13 protein-coding genes and 1 pseudogene are annotated in these 15,880 nt (G+C 70.9%); 7 read left to right on the top strand and 7 right to left on the bottom strand.

Going from position 1 to position 15,880, the window contains the following annotated elements:
• Positions 1-242, top strand: a pseudogene (locus ITP53_RS30020) (hypothetical protein); the annotation flags it as partial.
• 43 nt (positions 243-285) lie between these two features.
• Here ITP53_RS30020 and ITP53_RS30015 read toward each other — a convergent pair.
• Positions 286-1,335 (bottom strand): hypothetical protein, encoded by a 1,050-nt coding sequence (locus ITP53_RS30015; protein WP_195898817.1) that lies wholly within the window; start codon positions 1,333-1,335, stop codon positions 286-288.
• A 32-nt stretch (positions 1,336-1,367) separates the two neighbouring features.
• Entirely contained in the window at positions 1,368-4,286 is a 2,919-nt protein-coding gene (locus ITP53_RS30010; RefSeq protein WP_195898816.1) for a bifunctional [glutamine synthetase] adenylyltransferase/[glutamine synthetase]-adenylyl-L-tyrosine phosphorylase, read from the bottom strand.
• A gap of 120 nt (positions 4,287-4,406) precedes the next feature.
• Between ITP53_RS30010 and ITP53_RS30005 the strand changes: the two genes are divergently transcribed.
• Positions 4,407-5,063 carry an HXXEE domain-containing protein gene (locus ITP53_RS30005; RefSeq protein WP_195898815.1) on the top strand — a complete coding sequence of 219 codons (657 nt, stop codon included), beginning with the start codon at positions 4,407-4,409 and terminating at the stop codon, positions 5,061-5,063.
• Position 5,064: 1 nt separating this feature from the next.
• Here the strand turns inward: ITP53_RS30005 and ITP53_RS30000 are convergent, their stop codons facing one another.
• Both ITP53_RS30000 and ITP53_RS29995 read right to left on the bottom strand, forming a co-directional pair.
• Positions 5,065-5,943, bottom strand: coding sequence for a type 1 glutamine amidotransferase (locus tag ITP53_RS30000; RefSeq protein WP_195898814.1), 879 nt, complete (start codon positions 5,941-5,943; stop codon positions 5,065-5,067).
• A 61-nt stretch (positions 5,944-6,004) separates the two neighbouring features.
• Positions 6,005-6,862 carry an alpha/beta fold hydrolase gene (locus tag ITP53_RS29995; RefSeq protein ID WP_195898813.1) on the bottom strand — a complete coding sequence of 286 codons (858 nt, stop codon included), beginning with the start codon at positions 6,860-6,862 and terminating at the stop codon, positions 6,005-6,007.
• Between the two features lie 201 nt (positions 6,863-7,063).
• Between ITP53_RS29995 and ITP53_RS29990 the strand changes: the two genes are divergently transcribed.
• On the top strand, positions 7,064-7,285 hold the full coding sequence (locus tag ITP53_RS29990) for an ATP-binding protein (RefSeq protein WP_195898812.1): 222 nt from the start codon (positions 7,064-7,066) through the stop codon (positions 7,283-7,285).
• 70 nt (positions 7,286-7,355) lie between these two features.
• Here the strand turns inward: ITP53_RS29990 and ITP53_RS29985 are convergent, their stop codons facing one another.
• The gene (locus ITP53_RS29985) at positions 7,356-8,069 is read right to left on the bottom strand and encodes a PaaI family thioesterase (protein ID WP_195898811.1); all 714 of its coding nucleotides are present in this window, start codon (positions 8,067-8,069) and stop codon (positions 7,356-7,358) included.
• A gap of 430 nt (positions 8,070-8,499) precedes the next feature.
• Between ITP53_RS29985 and ITP53_RS59475 the strand changes: the two genes are divergently transcribed.
• The 4 genes from ITP53_RS59475 to ITP53_RS29965 all read left to right on the top strand — a co-directional run bounded on the left by ITP53_RS59475 (position 8,500) and on the right by ITP53_RS29965 (position 12,669).
• A complete protein-coding gene (locus ITP53_RS59475) occupies positions 8,500-9,267 on the top strand; it encodes a potassium channel family protein (protein WP_195898810.1) in 768 nt (255 codons plus the stop codon).
• Between the two features lie 72 nt (positions 9,268-9,339).
• Entirely contained in the window at positions 9,340-9,981 is a 642-nt protein-coding gene (locus ITP53_RS29975; protein WP_328816211.1) for an AAA family ATPase, read from the top strand.
• A 252-nt stretch (positions 9,982-10,233) separates the two neighbouring features.
• Positions 10,234-12,204: a S8 family peptidase gene (locus ITP53_RS29970; protein WP_195898809.1), complete on the top strand. Its 1,971-nt coding sequence runs from the start codon at positions 10,234-10,236 to the stop codon at positions 12,202-12,204.
• Between the two features lie 117 nt (positions 12,205-12,321).
• Positions 12,322-12,669, top strand: coding sequence for a YciI family protein (locus tag ITP53_RS29965; protein WP_195898808.1), 348 nt, complete (start codon positions 12,322-12,324; stop codon positions 12,667-12,669).
• 55 nt (positions 12,670-12,724) lie between these two features.
• Here the strand turns inward: ITP53_RS29965 and ITP53_RS29960 are convergent, their stop codons facing one another.
• Both ITP53_RS29960 and ITP53_RS29955 read right to left on the bottom strand, forming a co-directional pair.
• On the bottom strand, positions 12,725-13,705 hold the full coding sequence (locus ITP53_RS29960) for a slipin family protein (protein WP_195898807.1): 981 nt from the start codon (positions 13,703-13,705) through the stop codon (positions 12,725-12,727).
• 72 nt (positions 13,706-13,777) lie between these two features.
• Entirely contained in the window at positions 13,778-15,772 is a 1,995-nt protein-coding gene (locus ITP53_RS29955; protein WP_195898820.1) for an APC family permease, read from the bottom strand.
• Between the last annotated feature and the right edge of the window lie 108 nt (positions 15,773-15,880).

Genomic DNA, 15,880 nt, shown 5'->3' with positions numbered 1-15,880 from the left:
GGCGGGACGGGCTGGTCCTGTGGGTGCCGGTACGCGAGGAGTCGGCGGCGCTGGTCACGCTCGCCGCGCACGGGATCTCGGTGGCGGCGGGCAGCAGGTACGTGATCGATCCCGCGCCCCGGCACCACCTGCGGCTGGCCACGGCCAGGCTCACCGACGACCCGGACGAGCTGGCCCAACTCGCCGACGTGATCGCCCTGGCCGCGACAGGCGGCTCGCCACCGCTCAGCGCCTCACCCTGAGCGCCCTGCTCTGAATCGCTCTGAGTGCCTCGCTTTGAGCGCTTCACCCTGAGGACCCTGAGCGCTTCGGCTTGATGCCCGTGACCCGGCGGAACACGTCCCACCAGAACGGCGCGCCGAACAGCAGCGCCACGTACGTCAGCAGGAAGCCGGGCCAGTGGCTCGGCGTGGTGACCCGGTCCCACCACAGGCCGCCGTTCCAATGGATCTCCGGGTCGCCCCGCTCCGGGATCGACACGCTGACCAGCGCCTGGCCCATCATCTTGACCAGCGCGGGCTCGCTCAGCGTGTCGGTGACGCACGGCACCGGGTCACCTCCCGAGCAGCTCGCCTTCAACTCCTCGTACGCGGCAGGACCCGCCTCCGCCACGGCCGTCACCGAGGCGCGGAAGGCGTTGTCCCGCAGCAGCGTCTTCCCGTACTCCAGCCCGTCCATCGTGAACAGCAGCGTCACGACCAGGCCGAGCGCGGTGACGACCCATTTGACGTACCGCCTGTACAGCATGGACAGCCGCTGCATCTCCCCGTCGAACCAGCTCTCGACGCCCTGCCTGAACCGGTCGAGGTCGCGCTGCGCCGTCTCCCAGATGGCCTTGAGGTGGCCGTGCAGCGGGCTGTCGATGGCCTTGAGCTTGGCCAGGAACCGGTCGACGTCGCCGTCCTCGCCCGCCGCGAGCTCCATCATCGCGACCGAGAACCGGGCGGGCGGGATGTTCGCGATGCTGGTCCTGCCGCGTTTGGCGTGGTCGATCTCGCGTACTCGCTCGTACAGCAGTTTGATCACGGAGTCTCCGGCGCGCGCTCCCGGCTCGGGCAGCGCGCCGGGCTCTGCGGGGGCCGGCTGGTCGCTGTGCCTGGGGCGGGGGTCTCGGACGAAGGGCAACGCCGTGAAGACGTCGCGCACCCGGGCGGGCAGCCAGGACCGGCCGTGGGGGTCCGATCCGTCCATGGTGTCCCTGAGATAGGCCCACAGGAACTTGCTGCGGATCGAGAGCAGGCGTACGAACGCCTCGTTGAGCCCGCTCACCAGCAGCGACAGCAGCAGGAACGACACCACCAGGCCCAGGCCCAGGTCCACGTAAACGGATAACACCTGCGTTTACTACACCCGCGGACGGGTCGCGATCAAGCCCCGTAGAAGACTCGGTCCACCACCTGACGGGCGCGACGGGTCACCCGGCGGTAGTCGTCGAGGAAGTCCTCCGAGCCGTCGGGCGGGTAGCCGAGCGTCCTGGCGATCATCCTTCGCTCCCCCGAGTCGCGCGGCACGCTGTCGCCAGGACGGCCCTTGACCAGCATGATCGCGTCTCTGATGCGGGAGGCGAAGCGCCACGCCTCGGCCAGCACGGCCTCGTCCGCCGGCGCGAGCAGGTCCTCGGCCACGGCCGCCCGCAGGGCGTCGAGCGTACGGGTGGTGCGCAGCGACGGCAGCGTGCCCGCGTGGCGCAGTTGCAGGAGCTGGGCCACCCACTCCACGTCGGACAACCCGCCGGGGCCCAGCTTGGTGTGCAGGCCGGGATCGGCGCCGCGGGGCAGGCGTTCTGCCTCCATGCGGGCCTTGAGCCGCCTGATCTCCCTGACCGCGTCGTCGTGCAGCCCGCCGCGCGGATAGCGCAGCTCGTCGATCGTCGCGGTGAACGCGCGGCCCAGCTCTGGGTCCCCGGCCGAGAACCGGGCGCGCAGCAGCGCCTGCGACTCCCACGGCGACGACCAGCGCGCGTAGTAGGCGCGGTAGGAGGCGAGAGTCCGCACCAGCGGGCCCTGCCGCCCCTCCGGCCGCAGGTCGGGGTCGATGATCAGGGGTGGGTCGGGGGCGGGCAGAGACAGCAGCCTGCGCAGCTCGTTGGCCACGGCGAAGGCGGCGTCCGTGGCCTCCCGCTCCTCGACCCCCGGCAGCGGCGAGTGGACGAACATGACGTCGGCGTCGCTGGCGTAGGAGCACTCCATGCCGCCGAGCCGCCCCATGGCGATGATCGCGAACGAGGTGACGCGCCCGGTCGTGCCGAGCGCGGCGTCGAGGGCGGCCTGGAGGGTCACGTCGGTCAGCGACGACAGCGCGCACCCGACCGTCTCGATGTCGGCGAGCCCGGAGATGTCGGCCACCGCCGTGCGGAAGAGCTCCTTGCGCCGCAGCGCGCGTACGGCCGCGACCGCGGTCTCGGCATCGCCCGCGTGCCTGGACACCGCGGCGGAGGCCTCGCCGAGCAACGACTCCGGGGCGCGTACGGCGAGCTCCTCGTCGGAGCCGAGCATCGCGACCGCGTCGGGCGCGTGCATGAGCAGGCCGGTCGCGTAGCGGCTGGTGCCGAGCACGCGCGCCATCCTGGCCGCCACCGCGGTCTCGTCGCGCAGCAGCCGCAGATACCACGGCGTGCTGCCCAGCTTGTCGCTGACCTGCCTGAACCCGAGCAGCGCCGCGTCCGGGTCGGGCGCGTCGGCGAACCAGCCGAGCATGACAGGCAGCAGCGTGCGCTGGATCGCGGCGCGCCTGGACACCCCCGAGGAGAGATTGGCGATGTGCCGCAGCGCGCCCGCAGGATCGACGTAGCCGAGCGCCTCCAGCCTGGCCTTCGCCGCCGTGGCGGACAACCTCGCCTCCGACTCCTGCAACCGCGAGACGGCCTGCAGCAGCGGCCGGTAGAACAGCTTCTCGTGCAGCCGCCGCGCCTCCATCGCGTGCCGCCGCCACCGCTCCGTGAACTCCCCCACCGGGTCCGCCTGCATCCCCAGCGCCCGGCCCAGCCTGCGCAGATCGGCCGCCTCGGCCGGCACGGTGTGGGTGCGCCGCAGCCGGTGCAGCTGCAGCAGATGCTCGACCTGGCGCAGGAACGAGTACGCCTCCGCCAGCCCCCGCGCGTCCTCGCGCGCCACGTAGCCGCCCCGGGAGAGCGCGGCCAGCGCGGGCAGGGTGGCCCGGCGGCGCAGCAGCGGATCGAGCCGACCGTGCACGAGCTGGAGCAGTTGCACCGCGAACTCGATGTCGCGCAGCCCGCCCGGCCCGAGCTTGAGCTGCCGCTCCCCCTCGGCCCGCGCGTGCGCCTCGACGCGGCGGCGCATGGCCTGCACGTCCTCGACGAAGTTCGGCCGCGTGGCCGCCGACCAGACCAGGTCGTTGACCGCCTCGACGTAGGCGGCGCCCAGCTCCAGGTCGCCGGCCACCGGCCGGGCCTTGAGCAGCGCCTGGAACTCCCACGTCTTGGCCCAGCGCCGGTAGTAGGCGAGGTGACTGCCGAGCGTGCGCACCAGCGGCCCGGAGCGCCCCTCCGGGCGCAGGCCCGCGTCGACCTCCCACAGCGAGCCTTCGGAGGTGGTCACGGTGCAGGCCCGCATCATGGCCTGGGCCAGGCGGGTCGCCGTACGCAGTGCCTTGGTCTCGTCGGCGCCCTCGCGCGGCTCGGCCACGAAGATGACGTCCACGTCGCTGATGTAGTTGAGCTCTCTGGCGCCGCATTTGCCCATGCCAATGATCGCCAGGCGGACGTCGTCGTCGACCTCGGTCCGCGCGATGGCCAGGGCGGCCTCCAGCGCCGCGCCCGCCAGGTCGGACAGCTCGGCCATGACGTCGTTCAGTGTGGCCTGGCCGGTGCGGTCGCGCGCGGCCAGGTGCAGCACCCGGCCGCGGTAGGCGGTGCGGAGCGCCACGAGCGGCTTCTCGCCGGTGGCGCGGGGCTCGGCCGCGCCGGGCTCGGCCCCGACCGCGCGGAGCAGCGCCTCGCGCGGGGAGCCGAGGTGGGGCTCGGCCAGCAGCGCCACCTGACCGGGATGGCGGACCAGGTGCTCGCCCAGCGCCGCGCTGACGCCGAGCACGGCCAGCAGCCTGGTTTTGAGCCCCTCATCCCCGCGCAGGGTGTCGAGCACGGCCGGCTCGCGCTCGGCCAGGCGGGTCAGCGCGGCCAGCGCCTCGTCCGGGTCGGCCACGGTTACCAGCGACTCCAGGAGATCGTCCAATTCGGCTCCCGCATGCCTGACCAGTTGAGCGGCCCTCGCGCCATCGGCGAAGCCCAGCTTGGCCAGCCGGGCGGCGGTGGATTCGATCCTGGGCACCCCTCCATCTTGCAGCACGCTCGCGGTCCGTCGTAGCGTTACAACGCAACGTTGCGTTGCATTTTCGGTTGGATCTTTCGGTTGGATCTTTCGGTTGGACCTTTCGGTTGGGAGGACGGGATGGGGCGGGTTCCGGCGACGGTGACGTGGGGGCTGCTGGCGGCGTGGGCCGTTCACGACGCGGAGGAGCTGGCGACCATGGCGGGCTGGGTCCGCGCGGCGCGGCCCCGGCTGGAGGAGAGGTTTCCTGGGGTGCCGTGGGAGCGGCTGGAGGTCTCCCAGCGCCATGTGAACGTGGCGATCGGGCTCATGGGCGGGCTCATGGCGGGTGCTTCGGCTTTGGGGGCGCGTACGGGCGGGCGCAGCCCGGTGTTCCAGGCGGCACTGGCGGGGTTCGGGCTGCACGGGGTGACGCATCTGGCACAGGCGGCCGTGACGCGCGGCTACACGCCCGGAGTGGTGACCGCGCCCGTGGTGGTGATTCCGTTCTCGGTGTGGGCCTGGCGGCGGCTGCGTACGGCCGGGGTGGCGGAAGGAGCGGGCCCTTCCGGTCTTTGGGCGCTGGGGGCGTTCCCAGTGGTGCTGGGAGGCGTCCACGCCCTGGCCCACGCCCTCACCAAGCCGCACCCGACCCCGCCCACCACCGACCCGCACCCTCAAACCGACCAGCGCCCACAGACCAACCAAGGTCACCAGACCGGGCAACGCCCGCAGAGCCCGCAGACCGACCAACGTCAGCAGACCGGGCAGCGTGGGCGGCCCGGTCGCCGGGGATGATTCAGGCGCGACCGGTGGCTCTGACCACCTTCGCGAAGGACGCCGCCAGTGGGCGCCAGGTCGCGATGAGCGTGGACTCGGCGGCCTTGACCTCGGCGTTGAGCTCCTCGGCCCCGTCCAGGGCCGACTCGGCGGTCCATGACGCGAAGATCTCCGGCGTGGCCTCAGGATGGAACTGGATCGCCCAGACGGCCTCGCCGAGCCGGTATGCCTGGTTGGCGTACTGGGAGCCGGTCATGAGCGGCACCGCGCCGTCGGGCAGCCGCGTCATGGCGTCCTGGTGGTACTGGACGGCCACGGCAATACCAGCCACCGAGCCGCCGACAGCACCGACACCCGAGCCGCCGGCGGTACCGACGCCCATACCGGTACCTGAGCCGCCAGCGGTACCGACGCCCGCACCAGCACCGGAGGCGCCATCTGTACCGACGTTCGCATCGGCACCTGAGGCGCCATCGGTGCCGACGCTCGTACCGACAACTGAGCCGCCGCCATCGGTGCCGATGTGGGACAGGAGGCGGTCGGAGGCGGCGGCGGGGAGGGCGGTCACCTCGCGGAGGCCCACTTCGAGGCCGTTGGCGCCGCGCTCGACCGTGCCGCCGCAGGCCAGGGTGAGCAGTTGCGCGCCCAGGCAGACGGCCAGCGTCGGGGTGCCGTCGTCGACGGCGCGCATGAGCAGGTCCCGGGTGGCCGGCTGCCACGGACTCCGCTCGTCCTCCCACGCGGCCGCCGCCCCACCGAGCACGATCAGACCGTCCGCCGCCCGCTCGGGGACCGCCTCACCCAGGTACGGCCGTACGACCTCGCAGGTCATCCCCAGCCAGCCGCCCAGATACCCCAGCCCGGCCCCGGCCTCGTGCTCGATCACGATGATGCGCATATCCGGAAATTACCCGTATACCCCGTATGCCCGGTATATCGGGCGAGGCTCAATCGGGGGCTCAATCGGAGGACGTGAGCCGATCCGCGACGGTCGCCGCACAGCGGTCGTCGAACAGGATCGTGTAGTGGTTGCAGTCGGGCACGATCTCGTCCCGCAGCCCCGGCACCCGCGCGACCCAGTGCGCGGCCAGGTCGTCGGGGAACATGCCGACCTTCTGGTCGAGCAGCCCGCGCGGCGCCCTGAGCAGCCGCATCGGCGCCTTGATCGCCGCCAGCGCCGCCGCGACCCGGTCCCCCTCGATCCGCATCGACCGCCCGTCCTCACGCACCGCCTCTGGGACGGCGCGCGAGCGCAGCGCACCCTCGGGCCCGGTCAGGTCGTAGCGCACGTACGCCTCGACGTCCGCGTTCCAGTTCTCGGCGAGGGCCGGATGCGCCTTGAAGAAGTCGACGTACGCCTCCGCCGAGGCGAACGTCCGCCGCAGCCGCTCGACCGCCGGCCCCAGCGTGGCCTCCATCGCCGCGTCGGGGTCGTCTTCGGACACCTGCGGCAGCGGGAGACCGCCGTCCACCAGCACCACCCGGCCGAAGTCCCGCTCCGCGCCGGCCAGCGCCGCGATGTAACCGCCCATCGAGTGACCGGTCAGCACCGCATCGCTACCGGCCCCGACATGCTCGGCCACCCGGAGTACGTCCTCGGCGTGCCGCGGCAACCCGTACGGCCCGGGCAGCGAGGCGCTGTGCCCACGTCCGCGCAGGTCCATCGCGACCAGCGACCACCCCTCCGGCAGCCGCCGCGCCACCGCTCCCCACGCCATCAGCGACGCACTGATCCCGTGCACCGCCACGATCACCCGCGGCCCCGCGCCGTACCTGCCGATGCGCAGCCCGCCGACATCCTCGAACTCGAATCCCATAGCCGAAGCGTAAGCCGCCCGCCCCCGCCCGAACCGCCACCCCTCGCCTCTTCCTTTGGACGGGTCGCACGCAAAGCTGGCCAGGCCCTCTTTGCGTGCGACGCCGGCTCAGGCCGAGCGGTCGAACACCCCTCGCTTCACGCCGTCGCGGTCACCAACGGCGTCGTCCACCCGTCCGAGGGCCTGGGCCGGGACTGGCTGGTGTTGAGCGTCGGTCGTGGTGCGGGCTTCATCGTGCTGGAGGTGATCGATCCCGGCGTCGCAGGGCCGGAGAGACGGCTTCATGCACGGGTGCCGGACATCACGGCGGAGTCAGGTCGTGACCTGGGCCTCGTGGAGGCGTACTCGAAGGACTGGGGTGGTCACACGACGGAGGCGGGTCCTCGTGTCGTGTGGGCCGTTCTGGCGTGTGCCACCGAGTAAGCCATGGGTGCGGCTGAGGACGGGAACGGCCCCCGAGCGACCAAGCGCTCAGGGGCCGTCAGGGGTTGGGTCAGCGTGGAGCGATCCAGGTGGCGCGGGCGGCCGCCACCAGGGTGCCGTCCATTTCATAGATGGCGCTCTGGCCGTACATCTTGCGGCCCTCGCGGCCGGTCGGGCGGGCCACGACCGAGTAGCGGCCGCCGGGGATCACCGGGCGGTTGATCTGTACGGCCAGGCGACCGAGCAGGGCGCTCTCGCCGGGGCCGAAGTGGGCCCAGCCGGTGATGCAGTCGAGCACCGCGCCGACGATCGAGGCGGGCACCCCGTCCTCACCCGTCACCGTGAACGGCACCCGCCAGCCGGCCGCCACCAGGTCGGTGCCCTCGACCGGACCGGGGAAGATCCGCAGGCCGTCGCCGGGCTCACGCAGGCCGCAGGCGAAGCACTCGGCGAACGGGTGCACCTGCAGGCCGACGAAGCCGGCCTCGGCACGGGCCGCGTCGGTGAACGGCACGAATCCCGGCCCCTCCAGCTCCTCGGCCACGGGGATGGCCTCGACGAGCAGCTTGTCGCCGTCCGAGAGGGAGACGGAGTTGGCGACGTGCTGGAGGCATAGCTCGGTCTCCAAGGGGGTGGGCGCGTGCAGCGTGACCTCGACGGCTGATCGGCCACCGTTCAACGCCTCAGCCATGGTGCCCGCTATCCAGCCGCCGTTGGCGACGCCCGCGGGGCCACGGAAGCGCTCGGGAACGGTCAACACGGTCTGCAGGGCAGCCGTCGTCATGCCACACCCTCCCATATCGCCTCAAAGGGCGAGAAGTCCGGAAATATCATTAAGAGCAGCCCGATTTTACTTGACTCCTGATCTACCAAGAGGCCGGGGGGCCCGGCGGCTGCTCCACACCACCGAGTAACGCCTCGATCCGGGCCGGACCTTCCCGCCCGGCCAGGGGTATCCGGGGAGGATATGCGCGGCACGTCGCCCGGAGGTGACCCGGAGGTCGCAGGCAACGAAAATCGGCCTCACTCCGGAACCGCTCCCGCAGTGAGGCCGACCAAGGCGTTGATCCGTACTTTATCCCGGGTCCCCCGCGTCCCGCGACCGATCCCCCGATACCGGGCGCGGAACGTGATCGGAGAGGGGGCGACGGCCGGCGGGACGGACGGCGGTGGGATGGCGACGGACGGCGGGGGCGTGGCGCAGACTGAGCGGCATGGACCGGCTGACCTCCTGGGAGCGCAGGACCGGCGTGGCGCTCCTCATCATCGGCACGGGCTTCTTGCTCAGCTGGGCGATCCCCGTCGTCATCCCCGATCTGCCCGCCCCCGCGCACACCGCCTTCTGGTACGTCCAGATCGCCACGTGGGCACTGTTCACCGCCGACTACCTGATCCGGGTCGCGCTGGCCCCGCGGCGCCTGCGCTTCGTGCTCCGCAACATCCCCGCCCTCCTGGTCGTGCTCCTCCCCCTCCTGCGCCCGCTGTGGCTGCTGCGCGCGTTCTTCCTCCTGCACATGGTCGCCGAACGCGTCCGGCTCCCCCTGCGCCTGCGCGCCGTCGTGTACGTGGGCGGCACGGCCCTGTTCATGGCCGTGGTCGGCAGCATCGCCGTCCTGGACGTGGAACGAGGCAACCGCGACGGCAACATCAAGGAGATCGGCGATGCCCTGTGGTGGTCGCTCACCACGATGACGACCGTCGGGTACGGCGACCGCTTCCCGGTCACATCCGAGGGCCGGCTGGTGGCCGCCGGGCTGATGATCACCGGGATCGCCCTGCTGGGCGTGGTCACGGCGGCCATCGCGTCGTGGTTCGTCGAGCGGTTCGAGCGTACGGTCGCCGGCGAGCGCCGTACGGAGGCCGAACTGGCCCAGGTCGCCGCCGAGCTCACCGAGGCGCGCAAAACGTTGGCCGACCTCGCCCGCACCCAGCGCCTGCTGCGTGACGAGGTGGCCACACTGACCTCCAGGCTCGCACGCTGAACCGGGGCCTCCGGGTGCGCGTCCCCGGCTCGCGTCGGCGAGTCTGGGGTCACGCGGCCTATGCTGGCGCGCGTGACAGGGGAAAGGGGGCGGATCTTGCCGGACGAGCCTGAGCGGGGCGCCATGCTGAGCTATCCATCGGGGTCGCTGGTCATCCTGACCGGGCTCCCGGGCGCGGGCAAGACCACCTTGCTGCAACGCCTGTACGGGCTCCATGGCGAGGAGAGCCGCCCGATCACGACCGGCACGGTCGCGGTGATCGACTCGGCGCAGTCCAAACGGCACTGGGAGCGCAGGCTCGGCTGGGCTCCCTACCCGGTGCGCCGCGCCGTCGTCTTCGCCACCCACATCGGCCGCATCCGCCAGGCCCTCGCCGGCGGCCGGTCGGTCATCGCGCACAACCGGGGCTGCGGCCCGTACGTGCTCAGGGGCTTCGCCTGGCTGGCCCGCAGGCAGGGCGCGGGCTTCCACCTCCTGCTGCTGGACACGCCGCCCGAGCTGGCCCTGGCCGGGCAGCGCACGCGGGGACGGGTGGTGGCACCCCGTACGTTCGCCCGCCATCGGCGCAGATGGGAGAGCCTGATCGCGCGCGTCAAGGGCGGCGATGCCGCGCCGGCCACCGGAGCGCATATCCTCGACCGGGCCTCGGCCGCCCTGCTGGAGGCGATCACGTTCGACGAGACAGGCGGCGGAAACGGCCGGTCGCCTCGATGACCCGGTGCGGGCTGCCGAGACTACGGTCCCATGTGTCGCAAATCTGGTATGTCGGAAATTCCGGATAACAGAATCACCTCATTCCCACCAGACTCGTCGATCACTGCATACGCTTGCCGAACACGCAAAAGCGGGGGAATTTCCGAACATCAGCCACGGGGAGGCGCGGGTTCAGGCTGAGTGACGTTTCTCGCATGCCCGCACATCCGCTGATGGCGTGCCCCCTTGACTCTCACCCCCCTCGGAGGATCCGTGAGACTACGGTCTCTGCTGGCGAGCGCCTGCGCGCTCGCCTTCACCATGACGGCCGCAGTTGCCGTCAGCGCGCCCGCCCAGGCGGCCGCCGGCGACCCTGAGGTCGCCCCCAACATCACGAGCGAAGTGAAGAGCGGCGACGAAGTACGCGCGATCATCGAGCTCAAGGCAGGCCAGAGCGTCGCCGCCGTAGCCGACAAGGCGGAGGCAGCCTCGGGCGGCACCGACGTCGTCAACGAGACGATCTCGGACGAGTTCCTCGTCGTCAACGTGGACAAGAAGACTCTCGACACGCTCAAGACCGACACCCGCGTCGCGGCCATCTACGAGGACCGGCTGAGCCCGGTCACCCTCGACGTCAGCACCAAGGTGATCGGCTCGGACAAGGCCAACGCGTCGGGCTGGACCGGCAAGGGCTACTCCGTCGCGGTCCTGGACACGGGCATCGACCGCAACCACCCGTTCTTCGCCGGCCGGATCACGGCGGAGGCCTGCTTCTCCATCACCGACCCCAACCCCGCGTACCTGGCCAAGTCGCTGTGCCCGAACGGCCAGGCGAGCCAGACCGGCGCGGGCGCGGCCGACGCCGAGACCGCGCAGTGCATGGTGGGCAGCAGCAACGCGTGCTACCACGGCACGCACGTGGCCGGCATCGCCGCCGGTAAGAAGACGGGCAACGTCACCTTCAGCGGCGTCGCGCCGGACGCGGGCATCGTGCCCATCCAGGTGTTCACCCGGCTCGAAGGACCCATCTGCGCGCAGCTGGGCGGCCAGACGCCGTGCTTCGGCAGCTTCACGTCCAGCCAGAAGGCCGCACTGCAGTGGCTCCAGGCCAATCACGCCGGCGTCGTCGCGGCCAACATGAGCCTCGGCGGCGGCCCCAAGCAGACCCAGGCTTGTGACACCAACGAGGAGTACGGCGCGCTCACCGGTGAGATCTCGGCCCTGCTGGGCGCCGGCGTGGCCACGGTCGTCGCCTCGGGCAACGAGGATCACACCGACGGTGTCGCCAGCCCGGCCTGCATCTCTTCGGCCGTCACGGTGGGCGCCACCGACAACACCGACGGCGTGGCCTCCTTCGGCAACCGCGGTCGGCTGCTCGACCTGTTCGCGCCCGGCGTGGACATCAACTCCGCGATCCCGAACGGCTACGCCTCGCTCGACGGCACCTCGATGGCCGCGCCGCACGTCGCGGGCGCCCTCGCGGTGATGAAGCAGGCGTACCCGAACCGGGACGCCACCTGGCTCGTCAACAGGCTGCGCACCACGGGCAAGGCCATCACGTACCCCAGCGGCAACCGTAACGTGACCACCAGGCGGATCGACCTGGCCGCCGCCGTGCCGCCCGGCCCGACCACGTCGCCGACGCCGACCCCAACGGTCACGCCCACGGGCACGCCGACGGCCACCCCGACCGGGCGGCCCACCAGGACGCCCACCACGAGGCCCACCACGCCGCCGTCGTCCTCTCCCAAGCCGACCTCGGCGCCCGAGCAGCCACAGCCGACGTACCACCCGGAGAACCCCGACGCGAACTACAACCCCGTCCCGGTTCCCGACACCTGCAAGCGCGGCAAGGGCAAGAAGCCGCTGAGCGCCAAGGCGTGGGCCACCGAGATGCTGCGGAGCAAGGGGTCGCTGAGTGACGCCACGCTCTTCTGCTACATCCAGATCGCGCAGAAGGCCAGCAAGGTCTTCCCCGAGCTGACCAACGCCGGTTCGGTCGCCAAGGCGTACAAGGTGCTCAACCCGAAGAGCAAGGCCGCCAAGGCGCTGATCGACCGTGAGCTGCTCGCCTCGTGGCTGAACTACGCGCACGGCGTGTACAACACCTCGGGCAAGGTGTACAAGCAGACGACGCTGAAGCAGGCACTCAGCGCCGCGGAGCGGCACCGTACGGGCAAGTCGACGTCCGCTTCTCAGCTCAAGAAGAGCGCGTCGTACCTGTACAAGCACGTGAACAAGTAGAAATTTCCGAAAAAAAGCGGGTCACGTCCACGACGTGGCCCGCTTTTTCGTCGGCGCATGTCGATCCCCAGGAACGCGCTTCGTGTAGTGAGTAAGAAGCGACGGAAGGGAACGACCATGAAGCATTACCTGCTCAGCATGTACCAGCCGGACGGAGACCCGCCGGGGCCGGAGATCCTGGACCCGATCATGCGCGACCTCGGCGCCCTGGAGCAGGAGATGAAGGACGCCGGCGTGTGGGTCTTCTCCCGCGGCCTGCAGCCGCCCGACCAGGCCACCGTGGTACGCCTGCGCGACGGCGAGACGCTCACCACCGACGGCCCGTACACGGAGGGCAAGGAGCACCTCGGCGGATTCACCGTCATCCGGGCGCCCGACATGGACGCCGCGCTGGTCTGGGGCCACAAGATGGCCAGGGCGGTCGCCCTGCTCCCGATCGAGGTACGCGAGTTCCAGGGCGACTGACGCCCCGGCCGGGCAGGCTCCAGGGCTCACAGCACGGCCGTGCGCCGGCCCGAGGTCAGCTGCCGGGCCGGCGCGCGGCGTCGCGCGGGCCGAGAAGTTCGGTGAGCTCGTCGTGCGGCGTCGATCGCGGTGCGGTGAGCTCATCGGGCGACGCCGGCTGCGGCGCGGTGAGCTCGTCAGGCGACGCCGGTTGCGGCGCGGTGAGCTCATCGGACGGCTCCGGTCGCGGCGCGGCGGTCTCGGTCTGGACAGGCACCTCCGACGTAGCCGACGCGGACGAGTCCTGAGCAGGACGGTCGAAGAAGCGCAGCAACTCCACCGGCAGCGGCATGACCAGCGTGGAGGTCTTCTCCGCCGCCACCTCGACCACCGTCTGCAGGAGTCGCAGTTGCAGGGCGCTGGGCGTACTGGCCATGATGGCGGAGGCGTCGGCGAGCTTCTGAGCGGCCCTGAACTCGCCGTCCGCGGTGATCACGCGGGCCCGGCGTTCCCGCTCGGCCTCGGCCTGGCGGGCCACGGAGCGCTTCATGGTCTCGGGAAGCGTGACGTCCTTGATCTCCACGCGGTCGATGTGGATGCCCCAGCCGAGCGCCGGACTGTCGATCATGAGTGCGAGGCCCTTGTTCAGCTCCTCCCGGTTGGAGAGCAGGTCGTCCAGGTCGCTCTTGCCGATGATGGAGCGCAGCGAGGTCTGCGCCACCTGCTCCACCGCGAACAAGTAGTTCTGCACCCCGACGGCCGCCCGCACCGGGTCCTGCACCTTGAAGTAGGCGACGGCGTCGACCCGGACGGAGACGTTGTCGCGGGTGATGCCCTCCTGGGTGGGCACCGGCATCGTGACGATCTGCGTGTTCACCTTCGTCATCCGGTCCACCAGGGGAATGAGGAAGGTGAGTCCTGGCTGGCGGACCTCCTTCTGGACCCTGCCGAAGCGGAAGACGACGCCGCGCTCGATCTGGTTGACGACCCTGACGCCACCGAACCAGGCCAGGACGACGATGATCGCGAGGAAACCGAGGATGATGTTGGTAACCATAATGGTCTCCCTCCCCTTACTTCGAGGCTATGCCTATTCGAACAGGAAAGCGCCGTACGACCTGGGAAGACTTCACACGGGCTCGCCGCGCCGCACGGCTCCCGGGGCACGGCCCACGGGCCGGCGTACCAGCTTGCGAGACGAGGACAACTGCCAGGGCACGCTGATGACCACGACCCCCTCGATGAGCGTCAACCGGCTCTTCAGCCACCGCGTCGTCCTGTTGTGCAGCAGGTTCTCCCACCGGCGCCCGACGATGTACTCGGGGATCACGACGTTGACCACGTCTCGCGTACTCCGCCGTGGAAGGGAGCGCACGTAGGTGGTGACGGGACGGGTGACCTCCCGATAGGGCGAGTCCAGCACCCTCAGCGGGACATCGAGACCGCGGGCGTCCCATTCCGCCACCAAGGCCTGGGTGTCCTTCCTGTCGATGGCGACGGTGACCGCCTCCAGGTGGACGGGGCCGAAGACACGGGCGTAACCGAGGGCGTGCAACGTGGGCACGTCGATCCTGGAGACCACGACCATGGTGAGGATGTGGGAGGGAGCGGCGGCCTGTGCGGCGGGGTCGGTCACGGTCAGTTCGCCGGTTACGGCGTCGTAGTGACGGCGGATACCGCGCATCATCAGCCACAGCAGCGCGCCCGCGGCCACCGCCAGGTACGCGCCCTCGGTGAACTTCGTGGCCAGCACGATGGCGAGCACCAGGCCGGTCGCCGTCGCGCCCACGGTGTTGATCGCGCGAGCCATCCGGTGACGGCGCCGTACCACGGGATCGGTTTCCGTGTTCAGCAGCGCGTTCCAGTGCCGCACCATGCCGGTCTGAGACAGCGTGAAGGAGGTGAAGACGCCCAGGATGTACAGGTGGATCAGGTTGGTGACCGAAGCCTGGAACGCCCACAGGAGCACTCCCGCGACCGCCGCCAGGGCGAGGATGCCGTTGGAGAAGGCCAGCCGATCGCCTCGCGTGTGCAACTGCTGGGGGAGATAGCGGTGCCGGGCCAGAACCGAGGCCAGCAGCGGAAAGCCGTTGAAGGCGGTGTTCGCGGCCAGCACCAGCACCAAGGCGGTGACGGTCTGCACGAGGAAGAACCCGAAGGTCAGATGCCCGCCGAAGACCGCGGCGGCCACCTGGGCGATCACGGTGCGCTGCGGCTCGCCCACACAGTCCCGCACGCCGTCGGTGAGCCGGCACGGATCGGACGTGATGCGCACTCCCGCGATCAGTGCCAGCGCGGTGACCCCGGCGAACATCGTCACCGCGATCAGCCCCATGACGGCCAGCGTGGCGGCCGCGTTACGGGCCTTGGGCCGGCGGAAGGCCGGAACCCCGTTGGAGATCGCCTCCACCCCGGTCAGGGCGGTACACCCGCTGGAGAACGCCCGAAGCAGGAGCGCCAGGAGGGCGAGGACGGTGAGCTGCTCGTATCCCGCCTCGGGGCGGATGCCGTGGGCGGCGGACTCGGCCACGGGCGGGTGTCCCGCGATCCCGCGGACCAGGCCGATCGCGCACATGCTCAGCACGGCGGCGACGAACAGATAGGTGGGCACGGCGAAGACGAGCCCCGACTCCCGTACCCCTCGCAGATTCATCGTCGCCAGCAGCGCCACGAACCCGACGGCCAGGCCCACGCGGTGCTCGTGCAGGACGGGAAAGGCGGAGATGATGTTGTCGACTCCTGAGGCGATCGACACCGCCACCGTCATCACGTAGTCCACCAGCAGTGCCGCGGCCACCACCAGACCCGCTGACGGGCCGAGGTTCGCCGACGCCACCGCGTAGGAGCCCCCACCGCCGGGGTAGGCGTTCACCACCTGCCGATAGGACACCACCACGACGACCAGGAGTGCCACCACCGCGGCGGCCACCCAGGAGGCCAGCCGCAGGTACGTCAGCCCGGCGAGGGTGAGGACCAGCAGGATCTCCTGCGTGGCGTAGGCCACGGACGACAGCGGGTCGGAGGCGAAGATCGGCAGCGCCAGCCGTTTGGGCAGCAGCTGCTCACGCTGCCGTTCGCTGCGCAACGCCCGGCCGACCGCCAGACGCTTGATGAACTCCACCATGCGGGCCACGGCAGGAGCCTAGGCGCGATCTCACCCTGAGTGAGCGCGCCATCACCGATGGTGCGGAATAGATGGAACGATCAACAGGAAAGGCGTACTTCACCCGCG

Origin of the sequence: Nonomuraea cypriaca (genome assembly GCF_015645445.1) — a bacterium.
Lineage (GTDB): Bacteria > Actinomycetota > Actinomycetes > Streptosporangiales > Streptosporangiaceae > Nonomuraea > Nonomuraea cypriaca.
This window is presented reverse-complemented; position numbering and strand designations above follow the sequence as displayed.